General features: G+C 57.2%; 12 protein-coding genes and 1 pseudogene. 10 read left to right on the top strand and 3 right to left on the bottom strand.

Annotated elements, in window-relative coordinates:
* Positions 1 to 4: 4 nt before the first annotated feature.
* Positions 5 to 1,063 carry an SDR family oxidoreductase gene (locus HB779_RS09165; RefSeq protein WP_188345403.1) on the bottom strand — a complete coding sequence of 353 codons (1,059 nt, stop codon included), beginning with the start codon at positions 1,061 to 1,063 and terminating at the stop codon, positions 5 to 7.
* Between the two features lie 106 nt (positions 1,064 to 1,169).
* On the opposite strand from HB779_RS09165, the gene HB779_RS09170 reads away from it, so the two are divergent.
* Together HB779_RS09170 and HB779_RS09175 are read left to right on the top strand one after the other, a co-directional pair.
* Positions 1,170 to 2,072 (top strand): LysR family transcriptional regulator, encoded by a 903-nt coding sequence (locus tag HB779_RS09170; RefSeq protein ID WP_188345404.1) that lies wholly within the window; start codon positions 1,170 to 1,172, stop codon positions 2,070 to 2,072.
* A gap of 331 nt (positions 2,073 to 2,403) precedes the next feature.
* Positions 2,404 to 2,829, top strand: coding sequence for an MAPEG family protein (locus HB779_RS09175; RefSeq protein ID WP_188345405.1), 426 nt, complete (start codon positions 2,404 to 2,406; stop codon positions 2,827 to 2,829).
* A gap of 177 nt (positions 2,830 to 3,006) precedes the next feature.
* Here the strand turns inward: HB779_RS09175 and HB779_RS09180 are convergent, their stop codons facing one another.
* Entirely contained in the window at positions 3,007 to 3,936 is a 930-nt protein-coding gene (locus HB779_RS09180) for a hydrogen peroxide-inducible genes activator (protein ID WP_188345406.1), read from the bottom strand.
* Between the two features lie 145 nt (positions 3,937 to 4,081).
* On the opposite strand from HB779_RS09180, the gene katA reads away from it, so the two are divergent.
* From katA to HB779_RS09220, 8 genes and pseudogenes are all read left to right on the top strand, one after another.
* Positions 4,082 to 5,578, top strand: coding sequence for a catalase KatA (katA, locus tag HB779_RS09185; protein WP_188345407.1), 1,497 nt, complete (start codon positions 4,082 to 4,084; stop codon positions 5,576 to 5,578).
* A gap of 114 nt (positions 5,579 to 5,692) precedes the next feature.
* Positions 5,693 to 6,982 carry an RsmB/NOP family class I SAM-dependent RNA methyltransferase gene (locus tag HB779_RS09190; RefSeq protein WP_188345408.1) on the top strand — a complete coding sequence of 430 codons (1,290 nt, stop codon included), beginning with the start codon at positions 5,693 to 5,695 and terminating at the stop codon, positions 6,980 to 6,982.
* 48 nt (positions 6,983 to 7,030) lie between these two features.
* A complete protein-coding gene (locus tag HB779_RS09195; RefSeq protein WP_188345409.1) occupies positions 7,031 to 7,489 on the top strand; it encodes a TspO/MBR family protein in 459 nt (152 codons plus the stop codon).
* A 1-nt stretch (position 7,490) separates the two neighbouring features.
* The gene (locus HB779_RS09200; RefSeq protein WP_188345410.1) at positions 7,491 to 8,135 is read left to right on the top strand and encodes a 5'-methylthioadenosine/S-adenosylhomocysteine nucleosidase; all 645 of its coding nucleotides are present in this window, start codon (positions 7,491 to 7,493) and stop codon (positions 8,133 to 8,135) included.
* Between the two features lie 59 nt (positions 8,136 to 8,194).
* Entirely contained in the window at positions 8,195 to 8,455 is a 261-nt protein-coding gene (locus HB779_RS09205) for a type II toxin-antitoxin system HicA family toxin (RefSeq protein ID WP_188345411.1), read from the top strand.
* The gene (locus HB779_RS09210; protein ID WP_188345412.1) at positions 8,452 to 8,781 is read left to right on the top strand and encodes a type II toxin-antitoxin system HicB family antitoxin; all 330 of its coding nucleotides are present in this window, start codon (positions 8,452 to 8,454) and stop codon (positions 8,779 to 8,781) included. Before HB779_RS09205 ends, HB779_RS09210 begins: the two co-directional genes overlap by 4 nt.
* 253 nt (positions 8,782 to 9,034) lie before the next feature.
* Positions 9,035 to 10,598 (top strand): annotated as a pseudogene (guaA, locus tag HB779_RS09215) (glutamine-hydrolyzing GMP synthase).
* A gap of 292 nt (positions 10,599 to 10,890) precedes the next feature.
* Complete coding sequence (locus tag HB779_RS09220; protein WP_188345413.1) at positions 10,891 to 12,147, top strand: site-specific integrase; 1,257 nt, start codon at positions 10,891 to 10,893, stop codon at positions 12,145 to 12,147.
* On the opposite strand, the gene HB779_RS09225 is transcribed toward HB779_RS09220, so the two are convergent.
* Positions 12,101 to 12,397, bottom strand: coding sequence for an AlpA family transcriptional regulator (locus HB779_RS09225; RefSeq protein WP_188345414.1), 297 nt, complete (start codon positions 12,395 to 12,397; stop codon positions 12,101 to 12,103). The genes HB779_RS09220 and HB779_RS09225 overlap by 47 nt on opposite strands.
* Positions 12,398 to 13,109 lie beyond the last annotated feature (712 nt).

The raw sequence follows: 13,109 nt of genomic DNA on the forward strand, positions 1-13,109 counted from the left end.
CGATTCAGGGGATGATCTTGCGGGCCCTCAGATCGGCGAAAACCCGCATGAACATCTCTTGCGTATCGACATAGTCGTGAAATCCGGCACGGCGCAGTTTCGTGCCATCGGCAAAGAAATCATAATCCCAGCCGAAAACGAAATCGCCAAATCCCCATGCGGAAACATCGGCATAAGGCGTTGGGGCGAGGCGATGCTTTTTGACCATCGCATTCCACAAAGGTTCTTTGTCGGCCATCACCACATTGAGCGACATCGGCAGAGGTGGCGCGACCTCCAGATCAAAGAACCTGGCGATTTTCGGCCACATCTCGCTCCAGCGGAACAGATCGCCATTGTTGATATTGTAGGCCTGATTTCCGCATGACGGATTGGTGGCAACGAACACCGTGGCGCGTGCCAGCAATCCCGCATCGGTCATCTCCAGCAGACTGTGATAGGCACCGGGCTTTCCCGGAAAACGCAAGGGAATGCCAAGCTCTTTCGACATGGAGGCATAGACGGCAATGACGGATGCAAGATTCATCGGATTGCCCAAGGCATAACCAATCACTACGGATGGGCGCAGCGCCGACCATGTCCAGCTTTTGCCCTTCTGCAGGGCTTCAAGGAAATCCTGCTGGTCGATGTTGAATTCCGGCGGCATGTGGTTGGCGTCGCTCTCGCGCGCCGGGGTTTTGAACGGCCCGAGATGGGCGCCATAAACCTTGTAACCCTGCATCAGGCTGATGTGCTCAAGCCTGGGCGCGATGGGTTCAATCGCTTCGACCACATTCACCAGCATGGCAAGATTCGGCGGCACCAGTTCCGCCCATGTCGGCCGGTCCTGATAGGCCGCGTAGAAAATATGGGTCACATCGGTGAGATGAGCGAGTTTCGCCTTGGCATCGGCGGCGTCGAGCAGATCAACCGCGATATGACGGAGTTTGCCTTCCGAGGCTCCGCCCCGCCGTGACAGGCCGATAATCTCCCAGCCGCCGATTTCGACGAGATGCCGGATCAGATTGCCGCCAATGATACCATTGGCACCAACAATCACTGCCTTTTTCGTTTCCTGTGTCATTGCAACAGCTCCGTTTGGTTTGTGCTGGTGATCCTCATTCATTTGTTAATGTTTGCATAGACGTTATAAATTGATAACATTCATAAGATTTTCTTTGAGGTGATTGATGGACCGGTTTGCAGCGATGAGGACTTTTGTCCGGGTGGCGGAGCTTGGCACGCTGTCGGCAGCCGCGCGGGAGCTCGGCCTCACACAGCCCGCAATTAGCCAGCAGGTGGCGGCGCTGGAACGGCATCTCAACATGCGCCTGCTGCATCGCTCAACCCGCCAGCTGGCATTGACGGAAAGCGGCGAGACCTATTACCAGCGCGCGCGCCATATCCTGCAAACGGTGGAAGAAGCGGAGGAGGAAGCCGCTGGGCTCTCCACCGGCGTGCAAGGCAATCTGCGCGTGCATGCGCCGGTGGGTTTCGGTCAGATGCACCTTGCCCCTATTGTCATTGATTTTCAGAAACAGCACCCGGATGTGTCCATCGAACTCATTCTGGATGACCGCTTTGCCGATCTTGTAGCTGAAGGCGTTGACGTTGCCATTCGCTTCGGCGCGCTGGCATCTTCCGGGCTCGTGGCGCGCAAACTTGCCAGTTTTGAGCGTATTCTTGTGGCTTCGCCGGATTATATCGCGAGGCACGGCAACCCGCAGACACCGGGCGAATTGTCGGATCACCGGCATGTGCGCTTTGTCTGGGCGCCGCAGGGAGAGGTTATACCGCTGGTGGGTTCTGAAGGGCCGGTCACAGTGCCGGTTCGCTCCGGTTTTCTCGCCAACAACGCCTTTGTCCTCAATCAGGCCTTGTGTGCGGGGCTGGGAATCGGCGGCGCACAGGTGCCACTGGTCCAGTCATTTCTCGATGAAAGTACGCTGGTCCGTGTGCTCCCGGCCTATCGCTATGCACCGATGGATATGCACGTCGTCTATCCCACGGCAAAGTTTCTGCCGCGCAAGGTGCGCGCTTTCGTCGATCATCTCGCCGCACGTATCAAAGGAATTCCCGGCTTGAATTCGTGATCGGAACTAGGTCGTAAACTCATAAATCTGGCTGAAATGGTATGAGGCCATTTGTTCGGATACAAGGAGCAAAGGCGATGGGAATGTTTATCCATTCTCGAGCCTTTGCGACGCTGTAGCCGGGCAAATGGACCACATCCTCCGGACGCCGAAACGGCTGCAAGCTGCAGTGTCGAGCCGCTCAGCCGGGGAAAAGGCCCCGCCCTTCGCATCTCTCCTCGCATCTTCTTGCCGTTTCAGGCGCCATTTCAGCCAGATTTATGAGTTTACGACCTAACGCCTTGCGCAAAAAATGCACGCAGACGTAAGATGCGCGAAACAGGAGGAAACCATGTCACAAACCGCAATTTTCTGGCCGCTGATCGCACTGACAGCGCTGGTTTACATCGTCTACCTCCTGATTTTCCTGCGCCGCCGGGATGCGATCAAGTTGGGGCAGGCATCCGCCCGCGATTTCAGGCTGCCCCTTAATGAACCGGAAGCCAGCGTCACGGTTATCCGCAACCTCAACAACCTCTACGAACTGCCGGTACTGTTCTACGCGGTGTGCATCTCGCTCTGTGTGGTCAACGGTGTGTCATTTCTAGCGGTGGTGGTTGCGTGGCTGTTCGTGGCCGCGCGCGTTGCCCATACCTTGGTGCATGTGACATCCAACCGGCTCAGACTGCGCCAGCCGATCTTTACCATCGGGTTTATTCTGAATGGCATTTTGTGGGTGATCCTGGCATTGCATCTGGCGATACCGGCCACTGCTTAGGGGGTGGCCAGCTTACGTATTGCAATCCTCCCTCTCCCTCATGGTGAGCCTGTCGAACCACGCACTATGGCGGTGTTAACGGCGTAGACATTTGCAAGGTGCATAAGCATGGTGCGTGGTTCGACAGGCTCACGATGAGGGAGATGGGTGGGTTGCAGCAGCGGCTCAGTCCCTACGCTAAGCCGCCAATCCCCCCAGTTCCTCCGCTGAAATCAGCAAACCTCGACTGCAATCGACGATCGTTGTGGCCAGTGCCTCGAAATCATCCCGCCGTTCACTTTGCCGACGCCAGATCAGGCCGATTTCCCGCGATGGTTCCGGATCGGCGAAGGCGATGATGCGGACATTGTTGCGGCTGGCTTCCGTGCGCACGGCAATTTCCGGGATCAATGTAAGCCCCATACCGTGGCTGACCATCTGCAACAGCGTCGCCATGCTGGTTGCGCCGTAGTTGACCAACTGCCGCTGTTTGACGCTGGTGCATACAGCGAGCGCCTGATCGCGCAGGCAGTGGCCTTCTTCCAGCAGCAGCAGGCGTTCCAGCGCCACGCTCTCCTGCGTCATGGGGGACGTCAGAATATCGATATCATTGCTTGACGTAGCGATGAGAAAGCGGTCGCGAAACAGCGGCCTTGCCACCACCCCGTCACTATCGATTGGCAGTGCTGCGATCAGAGCATCCAAATCGCCCATACGTAAATCTTCAACGAGCTTCGACGTTACCGCCTCGCGCAACTCTATGGTCAGCTCCGGATAGGCCTCGCGCAGTGCCGGAATGAGTATCGGCAACAGGTATGGTGCAATGGTCGGAATAATCCCCAGCCGCAGCCGCCCCTGCAGAATGCCGCGCTTTTGCGAGGCGAGTTCTTCCAGCGAGCGTATGCCATTCAAAATGCCGCGCACACGCGGCAGAAGCCGTTTGCCCATATCGGTCAGGACCACGCTGCGGCGTGTCCGCTCGAACAGCGTTGTTCCGAGCCGCTGCTCCATCTCGGCGATTTGCGCCGAAAGGGCAGGTTGAGAAACCCGCGCCAATTCCGCCGCTTTGCGGAAATGCAACGTGGTGGCGAGAATATCGAAATAGCGCATTTGCCGGACAGAAAACATGATAACCAAATCCTATCAATAATAATTCTAAATTCAATTGGAAACTATGATTGGAATAGTTCTATTGTGATGATGAGATCGTTGTAAGCCGTGTGCTGCGCGATTTTGAAATAGTGTCACAACACGAAATTCAAGGGAGAAGCCAATGGCTGACCGTCCGACGTTGACAACCACTGCCGGTGCACCGGTATCAGACAATCAGAATTCGAGGACAGCCGGCGAGCGCGGCCCGGTTCTGCTGGACGATTATCAGCTGCTTGAAAAGCTTGCCCATCAGAATCGCGAACGTATCCCTGAGCGCGTTGTTCACGCCAAGGGCTGGGGCGCATTCGGAACGCTGAAAATCACCGGCGATATCTCCCGTTATACCAAGGCAAAAGCCTTGCAGCCCGGTACTGAAACGCCGCTGCTGCTGCGTTTCTCCACGGTTGCCGGTGAGCTCGGTGCGGCCGATGCCGAGCGCGACGTGCGCGGCTTTGCGCTGAAATTCTACACAAGCGAAGGCAATTGGGATCTGGTCGGCAACAACACGCCGGTATTTTTCGTCCGCGATCCGCTGAAATTCCCTGATTTCATCCACACGCAGAAGCGTCATCCGCGCACCAATATGCGTTCGGCCACAGCCATGTGGGACTTCTGGTCCCTGTCGCCGGAGAGCCTGCATCAGGTCACCATCCTGATGTCGGATCGCGGCCTGCCGGTCGCCCCGATGTACATGAACGGCTACGGCTCACACACCTATTCCTTCTGGAATGACAATGGCGAGCGTTTCTGGGTCAAATTCCACTTCAAGACCCAGCAGGGCCACAAGCATTACACCAATGCGGAAGCGGAAACGCTGATCGGCAAGTCGCGCGAAACCTATCAGGAAGAACTGTTCGGCGGCATTGAGCGCGGCGAATTCCCGAAATGGACCGTTCAGGTTCAGATTATGAGCGAAAGCGACGCGGAAAAGACCTCGTACAACCCGTTTGACCTGACAAAAGTCTGGCCGCACGGCGAATTCCCGCCAATCGAAATCGGCGTTATGGAACTCAACCGCAACGCCGACAACTATTTCGCCGAGATCGAACAGGCAGCGTTTTCGCCGTCCAACGTCGTTCCGGGCATCGGCCATTCGCCTGACAAGATGCTGCAGGCTCGCGTGTTCTCCTATGCGGATGCCCATCGCTATCGCCTCGGCACCCACTACGAAGCACTGCCGGTCAACCAGCCGAAGTGCCCGGTCCATCATTATCACAAGGATGGCCAGATGAACTTCATTGGCCAGAAAACCGGCAATGTTGATGCTTATTACGAGCCCAACAGCTTCTCCGGGGCCGTTGAACAGCCTTCGGCCAAAGAGCCGCCTCTGGCAATCTCCGGCAGTGCGGACCGTTATAACCATCGCATCGGCAACGATGACTATGGTCAGGTGACAGCTCTGTTCAACCTGTTCGATGCGGGCCAGCGCTCGCGTCTGTTCTCCAACATCGCTGCGGCGATGGGCGGCGTTCCCGGTTATATCCTCGAGCGTCAGCTCGCGCATTTCCGGCAGGTTCACCCGGAATACGAAGCTGGCGTACGCGCAGCCCTGAAGGAAGCGCATGGCTATGAAGCCAATGCGATTTCCAATGAAGAGAAGCAGACAGCGGCCGAATAATCGCCGCCTGCGCCATCTTTGTTGTTCAATGTGAAAGCCGGAGCATCACGCTCCGGCTTTCTTTATCGGCTTTGCCATGTATGCGATGCCGGTAGATCAAAATAAGGAATTCCCATGCGACTTGGCGGACGCCTGCAGGCGGCAATCGAAGTACTGGACGATATTGAGACCCGTAAACGCCCGGCTTCCGATGCGCTCAAGGATTGGGGCCTGTCACACCGCTTTGCCGGTGCGGGCGATCGCGCGGTTATAGGCAACATCGTCTACGACGCGCTGCGCCGCAAGTTGTCGCTCGGCTGGCGTATGGACAGCGATGCCGCACGCCATATCGCGTTCGGCGTGCTTCTCTCCGATGCGGAACTGGTTATTGACGACATCAATGCCGCGCTGGAAGGCGACAAGTTCGCACCCGAACCGCTGGAGGCCGAACGTATGGCCATCTGGCAGGCGCGTGATCTTGCCACTGCGCCGGATCATGTTCGTGCCGATGTGCCCGAATGGTGTATTCCACATTTTCAGGCGATCTTCGGTGATGCCTGGGTGGAACAGGCAGCGGCGCTCAGTGCCCGCCCGCCGGTCGATCTGCGCGTTAACACGCTGAAAGCTGACCGCGAAAAGGTGCTGAAGGAACTGGTGCGGGCAGGGGCCAACCCGGCGCCGCTGCTGGATACTGCCGTGCGCGTACCGCCATTGCGCGCCATGGGCCGTCACCCCAATGTGCAGGCGGAGCCGGCATTCCAGCGTGGTCTGTTTGAGGTGCAGGATCTTGGCTCACAGATTGCGGCCAGACTCAGCAATGCCAAGCCGGGTGAACAGGTGCTGGATTATTGTGCCGGTGCTGGTGGCAAGACGCTGGCGCTCGCGGCCTTGATGGGCAACAAGGGCCAGATTCACGCCTATGACGCTGAGCGTGCCCGCCTCGCGCCGATCTTCGACCGCTTGAAGCGGGCAGGGGTACGCAATGCGCAAGCTCATGCCAATCTCAGTGAACTTGTGCCGCTCGAAGGCCAGATGGACCTCGTTCTCGTAGATGCGCCATGCACAGGTTCCGGGACATGGCGCCGCCGCCCGGATGCCAAATGGCGTCTCAGCGATCAGCAGATGGAACGGCGTGAAGTCGAGCAGCGTGAGGTACTGGATGCAGCCAAGGCCTATGTCAAACCGGGCGGTCGGCTGGTCTATATCACCTGCTCGCTGTTTGCGCCGGAAAACGGCCGTCAGGTCGCTTCATTCCTCGAAAACAACACGGATTACAGCATAGTTGATACCCGTCCCCTCTGGCAGGAGGCTGTAGTAGCCGACGAGAAACTGGCGCCGCTGTTCAAGGACGGAAGCACCATCCTGTCGCCGTTATCCACGTCCACAGATGGCTTCTTCATTTCTGTTCTCAGACGGGAAAAATAACAGTACAACTTTCCGCGATACCAGTTGTCGGCAGGAAAGGTTCCACCCATGTCCCGGTCTATGGCGTTTCTGTTGTTTCTCGTGGTGACGATTGGTGGCGGCCTGGCCATCGGTTACATAACGCTGCCGGGTGAATGGTATGCGGGGCTGGTTAAACCCTCGTTCAATCCGCCCAACTGGATTTTTGCACCGGCCTGGACCATCCTTTACGTGCTGATCGCTATTGCCGGCTGGCGCGTATGGGACCGGGACCTGACAACGTCCCAGCAATTCTGGTGGGCGCAGCTGGTGCTGAACTTCCTGTGGTCGCCCACATTTTTTGGCCTTCACCAGATGGGGTTCGGGCTTCTTGTCATTGCCTTGCTGCTGATCTCCATTGTCGGCTTTATCCGTGTGACATGGGCATCTGAGCGCCCTGCCGCGATCATGTTCCTGCCCTATCTCGCTTGGGTGGCCTTCGCCACTGTCCTCAACGCCTCGCTATATCTGCTCAACCCGGTGGTCTGACATGAGTTTACCCTATGCATTGGCCGCCATTGGCGGCAAGCAGCTTCTGTTTGTCATGGCAGTGGATGCCGAATATGGTCCGCATTTGCAACGCCTGTTCAAACCGCTGATCACCGGCGTTGGTCCGGTTGAAGCTGCGGTGAGCCTTGCCGCCAATCTTGCCGCTATCGAAGGCAGCAACATTGTTCCAGATCTCGTCGTCTCGCTCGGTTCGGCAGGGTCGCGTACGCTGGAGCAGACGGAAGTCTATCAGGTCACCAGCGTTTCCTATCGCGATATGGATGCCTCACCACTTGGCTTCGTGAAGGGTGCCACGCCCTTTCTCGATCTGCCGGTCACGGTGCCTTTGCCCCTGCGCATTCCCGGTGTGAAGGAAGCTTCCCTCTCAACCGGCGGCAATATTGTTTCGGGCAGCGCCTACGACCTGATCGATGCGGATATGGTCGAGATGGAAACCTTTGCCATTCTGCGTGCCTGCCAGCGCTTTGGCCTGCCGCTTATCGGCCTGCGCGGCATTTCGGACGGCGCAGCCGAACTGCGCCATGTGGGCGATTGGACCGAATACCTGCATGTGATCGATGAAAAGCTCGCCAAGGCAGTGGAGGCTATGGGTAGCGCGCTTGAGGCCGGAGAGATCGTGCTGTAATTTCTGCTGAATTTTAGTTGCTCTATATTTTTATTGATACTGAAAAGTGATACTACTATATGAAGCTCAGCAGGAAGCATCAGGCGACGCTTGCCGCCATATTTGCTGAACCAGTCCAAGCCGGGATTGTGTGGCGGGACATTGAAGCTCTTTTTGTGGCGTGTGGCGCGGATGTGACGGAAGGACAAGGTTCACGGGTACGCGTTGCTCTCAATGGTGCACGGGCCGTATTCCATCGTCCTCATCCGCAAAAGGAAACGGACAAGGGTGCAGTAAAATCGGTAAGGCGTTTCCTGCTGGAAGCGGAGATAAGACCATGAACACAATGCACTACAAGGGCTATGAAGCCGTCATAGAGTTTGATGAAGACGCCGGTCTTTTTCACGGCGAGGTTATCAATCTGCGCGATGTGATCACCTTTCAAGGGTCCTCGGCGGCGCAGTTGAAAGAGGCGCTTGCCGGCTCTGTCGATGATTATCTGGCCTTCTGCACCGAGCGGGGCGAGGAGCCGGAAAAACCGTTCTCCGGTCAATTCGTTGTGCGTACGGAACCTCTTCTGCACAAGGCCATATCCAGTGCTGCGCGGCGGGCAGGGGTCAGCCTGAACAAATGGGTGGTAACAACATTGGAACGGTCGCTGGGTTAAGCGGTTGCATGAACTTTGTGCGTGGTTCGACAAGCTCACCATGAGGAATAGGGATGGGTTGCAAGCCAATCGGCAGCGTCGCAGAATCTAGCTCCCTGCAATTATCCATCTCCCTCATGGTGAGCGTGTCGAACCACGCACAAAGTTCATGCAACTGATTCCAGATCCCCAAATTGTGAACAAATGAAACGAGCATCTGAGTGTGGTGGAGTGACCCATTGCATCGACTCGGCAATTGCTTTAAAGGCCCGCCATGAACACACCCACTCATCCCGATACAGTCCTCATCGTCGATTTCGGCAGCCAGGTAACGCAGCTGATTGCACGCCGCGTGCGCGAAGCTGGTGCCTATTCCGAGATCGTTCCTTTCCAATCCGCTGACGAAGCTTTCCGCCGTATCAAGCCGAAAGCCGTGATCCTGTCCGGCAGCCCGCACTCCACCGTCGATATCGGCAGCCCGCGTGCGCCGCAGGGCGTGTTTGAAGCCGGCGTCCCGGTTCTCGGCATTTGCTATGGCGAGCAGACCATGTGCGCCCAGCTTGGCGGCAAGGTGGAAAGTGGGCATCACCGTGAGTTTGGCCGTGCTTTCCTTGATATTCAGGAAGAATGCGCCTTGTTCGACGGAGTATGGGCCAAAGGCACCCGGCATCAGGTCTGGATGAGCCACGGCGACCGCGTTGTCTCCATTCCCGAGGGTTTCAAGGTTGTCGGTACATCGACTGGCGCGCCTTTTGCCGCCATCGCCAATGAAGCCAAGAAATTCTATGCGGTGCAATTCCATCCGGAAGTCGTGCACACGCCCGATGGCGCCAAGCTGCTGCAGAATTTCGTGCACCGCATTGCCGGCATCAAGGGCGATTGGACCATGTCCGCCTATCGCGAACAGGCCGTTGCTGCAATCCGCAAACAGGTTGGCGACAAGAAAGTTATCTGCGCACTGTCCGGCGGTGTTGATTCCTCAGTTGCCGCGCTGCTTATCCACGAAGCAGTTGGCGAACAGCTGACCTGCATCCTCGTTGACCATGGTCTGATGCGCAAGAACGAGGCGGCCGATGTGGTTGCCATGTTCCGCGAGCACTACAATCTGCCGCTCATCCTCGTGAATGCGCAGGACCGTTTCATTGATGCGCTTGAAGGCGAGGCTGATCCCGAAAAGAAGCGCAAGACAATCGGCCGGCTGTTCATCGAAGTTTTCGAGGAAGAAGCCAAGAAGCTCGGCGGTGCTGATTTTCTGGCGCAGGGCACGCTCTATCCCGACGTTATCGAAAGCGTTTCCTTCACCGGCGGTCCATCGGTCACGATCAAGTCGCACCATAATGTTGGTGGTCTGCCGGAACGCATGAACATGCAGCTGGTCGAGCCATTGCGCGAACTGTTCAAGGACGAAGTGCGTGTTCTCGGCAAGGAACTCGGCTTGCCGGACTCCTTCATTGGCCGTCACCCGTTCCCCGGTCCGGGCCTGGCTATCCGCTGCCCGGGTGGCATTACCCGCGATAAGCTGGAAATCCTTCGGGAAGCTGACGCGGTCTATCTCGATGAAATCCGCAAGGCTGGTCTGTACGACGTGATCTGGCAGGCCTTTGCCGTGCTGCTGCCGGTGCAGACAGTCGGCGTCATGGGGGGATGGCCGTACGTATGAATTCGTCTGCGCTCTACGCGCCGTGACTTCGGTCGATGGCATGACGGCAGATTTCTATCACTACGACATGAGCTTCCTCGGTCAGGCGGCAACGCGGATCATCAACGAGGTCAAAGGCATCAATCGCGTCGTTTATGACGTCACGTCCAAGCCTCCGGGCACCATCGAGTGGGAATGATTCAGGCCTATCCGAACCCCACCGAATTTACGCTATAATACGACGTAAGTCACTGAAAACAAAAATAAATCATGTCGATAGCGATCGGCAGCTATCGGTGGGTAGAGTTTGGCGCTGGCGGTCCGCCTGACGGACCTCGGCCATATTGCTTAGCTGCATTTTTGAAAGTACCGTCAGGGGCAACGAGGCTCATGACGGTACTTTTTGCGGATTAAATCATTGAATTCAATGGAAAATATCGGTCGCTGAGCCCCGAATTTGTACTGACGGTACTTTTCAGGAGGCAGTAGGAATGCTGACGGACGCCGCCCTTAAGGCATTGAAACCAAAAGAGAAGATTTACAAAATCGCCGACCGGGACGGCATGTATGTGCGCGTCATGCCCAGTGGTGCGATCTCATTTCGCCTGGACTACAGGCTCAACGGCCGCCGGGAGACCGTCTATCTGGGCAGGTACGGGCGAGACGGCATCTCGCTTGCCCGAGCGCGCGAGAAGTGCATCGACGCTAGGCGCGCTGTTGGCGAAGGACGATCGCCGGCGATAGAGAAGCAGCGCGATAAGCGCCGCTTGAAAGAGGCCAAGAGCTTCGGAGAGTTCGGGGAGAAGTGGCTCACCGCCGCGCCGATGGCAGACAGCACGCGTGCCATGCGGCGTTCCATCTTCGAGCGAGAGCTTCTGCCTGTCTGGCGAAATCGTCTCCTGACTGAGATCACGCCAGACGATCTAAGAGCCCATTGCGGCGGTATCGTTGAACGTGGTGCCCCGGCGACGGCTATCCATGTGCGAGACATCCTGAAGCAGATCTACGGCTTCGCCATCCTGCATGGTGAGAAGGTCGCCAACCCAGCCGACGAAGTGGGGCCGGCATCAATCGCCACTTTTGTGCCGAAGGACCGCTCGCTTTCGCCCTCCGAAATTCGGGTGATGCTGAAGCAGCTCGAACACGTCGCCACGCTTCCCACGATCCGTCTGGGAATGCGGCTCTATCTCCTCACGATGGTACGGAAGAGCGAACTGCAGGACGCGGTTTGGGACGAAGTTGACTTCGAGAATGCGGTTTGGACGATCCCGAAGGAGCGGATGAAGCGCTCGAAGGCGCATAACGTTTACCTGTCGCGCCAAGTGCTCGACATCATGATTGCCCTGAAGACCTGCGCGGGAAATTCAAGATACCTTCTGCCGTCGCGGTACGATGCAGATGCCCCGATGTCGCGTGCCACCTTCAACCGGGTGACCTACGCAGTTGTCGAACGGGCAAAGGCGGACGGTTTGCCCCTGGAACCGTTTACAGTGCACGATCTGCGGCGGACAGGTTCAACTCTGCTGAACGAACTGGGCTTCAACAGCGACTGGATCGAAAAGTGCCTGGCGCATGAGGACGGGCGCTCGTCGCGCGGCGTCTATAATAAAGCCGAGTATGAGGTGCAGCGAAGGCACATGATGCAGGAGTGGTCGGACATCTTGGACGCCTGGGTCGATGGCAAGAAGTACGTGCCAACGCTTATTCCGCCGTCGATGCCGATCTTGGCGCCCGATCCTGCTCTTTGACCGGGCGGGCTCGACGTTGTTTCACGTCGGGGCCGGGCGCACGGAGAATTGGTTTTGAGCGACGGGCCGCGAGCCATGCCTGAACCTCGCCCAGATCCCAAACCACGCACCGTGGGGTCAAAGCGAAGCGCCGCGGAAATTCCCCCCGCTGTTCCATTTCGTAGATCGTGCTGTCAGCTAACGGCACCATCTCACGCAACTGCCGTCGTCTAATCGTTCTTCCGATGTGTGTGTTCGCCGTCGCGTTCATGTTGCAACTCCTCTCGATGGGTGGGTGAGGAGATAGAAAACAATAGATCGCGAACAGTGGAAGCCCTCACGTTGATCAATCGGGAAATAGAGGGCTATGGCGCGCACATAGGACGGTGACGTTGTCGTTGAGGTAGGTGCCGCACAGGTGCGTGGATCACGGAAATCGGGATCTGTTGAAGCACCGGACTACAGCAACGGCGCCGCTTTTTTGTAAACGCGACTCCCTTCAAAATCCAGTTCCGAGAGGAGTGCCGGTTCGACCCCGGCCACCCGCACCACCAGTTATCTCAAGTGAACCCGACGGCCCCACGGGGTTCGGATCTCGCCCGGCTCGCCGGAGCCGATGAAGCCGAGAAATACGAATTCGCTATTGCGCTACGGCGGAACCCGCCACAGCCGCACCAAATGCGAAAACGTGACTGGGACCGCGCAGAAGCACTTGAAATGGATTTCTCACCGACAGAGCGTGAGATATTCCAGCTTCAAGTTGGCGAGATTTTGCTCGCAGAGGCATCTGGAAGCGGATCTGGCAAGGCGAGATACCAGACTGCTGCTTTCAAAACACAGTTATTCGGGTTCGTCCGCACGCTGTTATTCCAGAGTTCGCTCTTCTCGTTTTCCGGCATATGGCGGAAAGTGGCGCGTTTGCCGAAGCGGCACGTGGCGTAGGCATCCCGCATCTCGGCGCGGCTCGCTCAGATGCCTTTTCC

Source organism: Phyllobacterium sp. 628, from assembly GCF_014189505.1.
Lineage (GTDB): Bacteria > Pseudomonadota > Alphaproteobacteria > Rhizobiales > Rhizobiaceae > Phyllobacterium.

Excerpts from the sequence above, each read along its gene's own strand:
- HB779_RS09165 (WP_188345403.1), bottom strand. The coding sequence starts at position 1,063 with ATGACACAGGAAACGAAAAAGGCAGTGATTGTTGGTGCCAATGGTATC.
- HB779_RS09170 (WP_188345404.1), top strand. The coding sequence starts at position 1,170 with ATGGACCGGTTTGCAGCGATGAGGACTTTTGTCCGGGTGGCGGAGCTT.
- HB779_RS09175 (WP_188345405.1), top strand. The coding sequence starts at position 2,404 with ATGTCACAAACCGCAATTTTCTGGCCGCTGATCGCACTGACAGCGCTG.
- HB779_RS09180 (WP_188345406.1), bottom strand. The coding sequence starts at position 3,936 with ATGTTTTCTGTCCGGCAAATGCGCTATTTCGATATTCTCGCCACCACG.
- katA (WP_188345407.1), top strand. The coding sequence starts at position 4,082 with ATGGCTGACCGTCCGACGTTGACAACCACTGCCGGTGCACCGGTATCA.
- HB779_RS09190 (WP_188345408.1), top strand. The coding sequence starts at position 5,693 with ATGCGACTTGGCGGACGCCTGCAGGCGGCAATCGAAGTACTGGACGAT.
- HB779_RS09195 (WP_188345409.1), top strand. The coding sequence starts at position 7,031 with ATGTCCCGGTCTATGGCGTTTCTGTTGTTTCTCGTGGTGACGATTGGT.
- HB779_RS09200 (WP_188345410.1), top strand. The coding sequence starts at position 7,491 with ATGAGTTTACCCTATGCATTGGCCGCCATTGGCGGCAAGCAGCTTCTG.
- HB779_RS09205 (WP_188345411.1), top strand. The coding sequence starts at position 8,195 with ATGAAGCTCAGCAGGAAGCATCAGGCGACGCTTGCCGCCATATTTGCT.
- HB779_RS09210 (WP_188345412.1), top strand. The coding sequence starts at position 8,452 with ATGAACACAATGCACTACAAGGGCTATGAAGCCGTCATAGAGTTTGAT.
- HB779_RS09220 (WP_188345413.1), top strand. The coding sequence starts at position 10,891 with ATGCTGACGGACGCCGCCCTTAAGGCATTGAAACCAAAAGAGAAGATT.
- HB779_RS09225 (WP_188345414.1), bottom strand. The coding sequence starts at position 12,397 with ATGAACGCGACGGCGAACACACACATCGGAAGAACGATTAGACGACGG.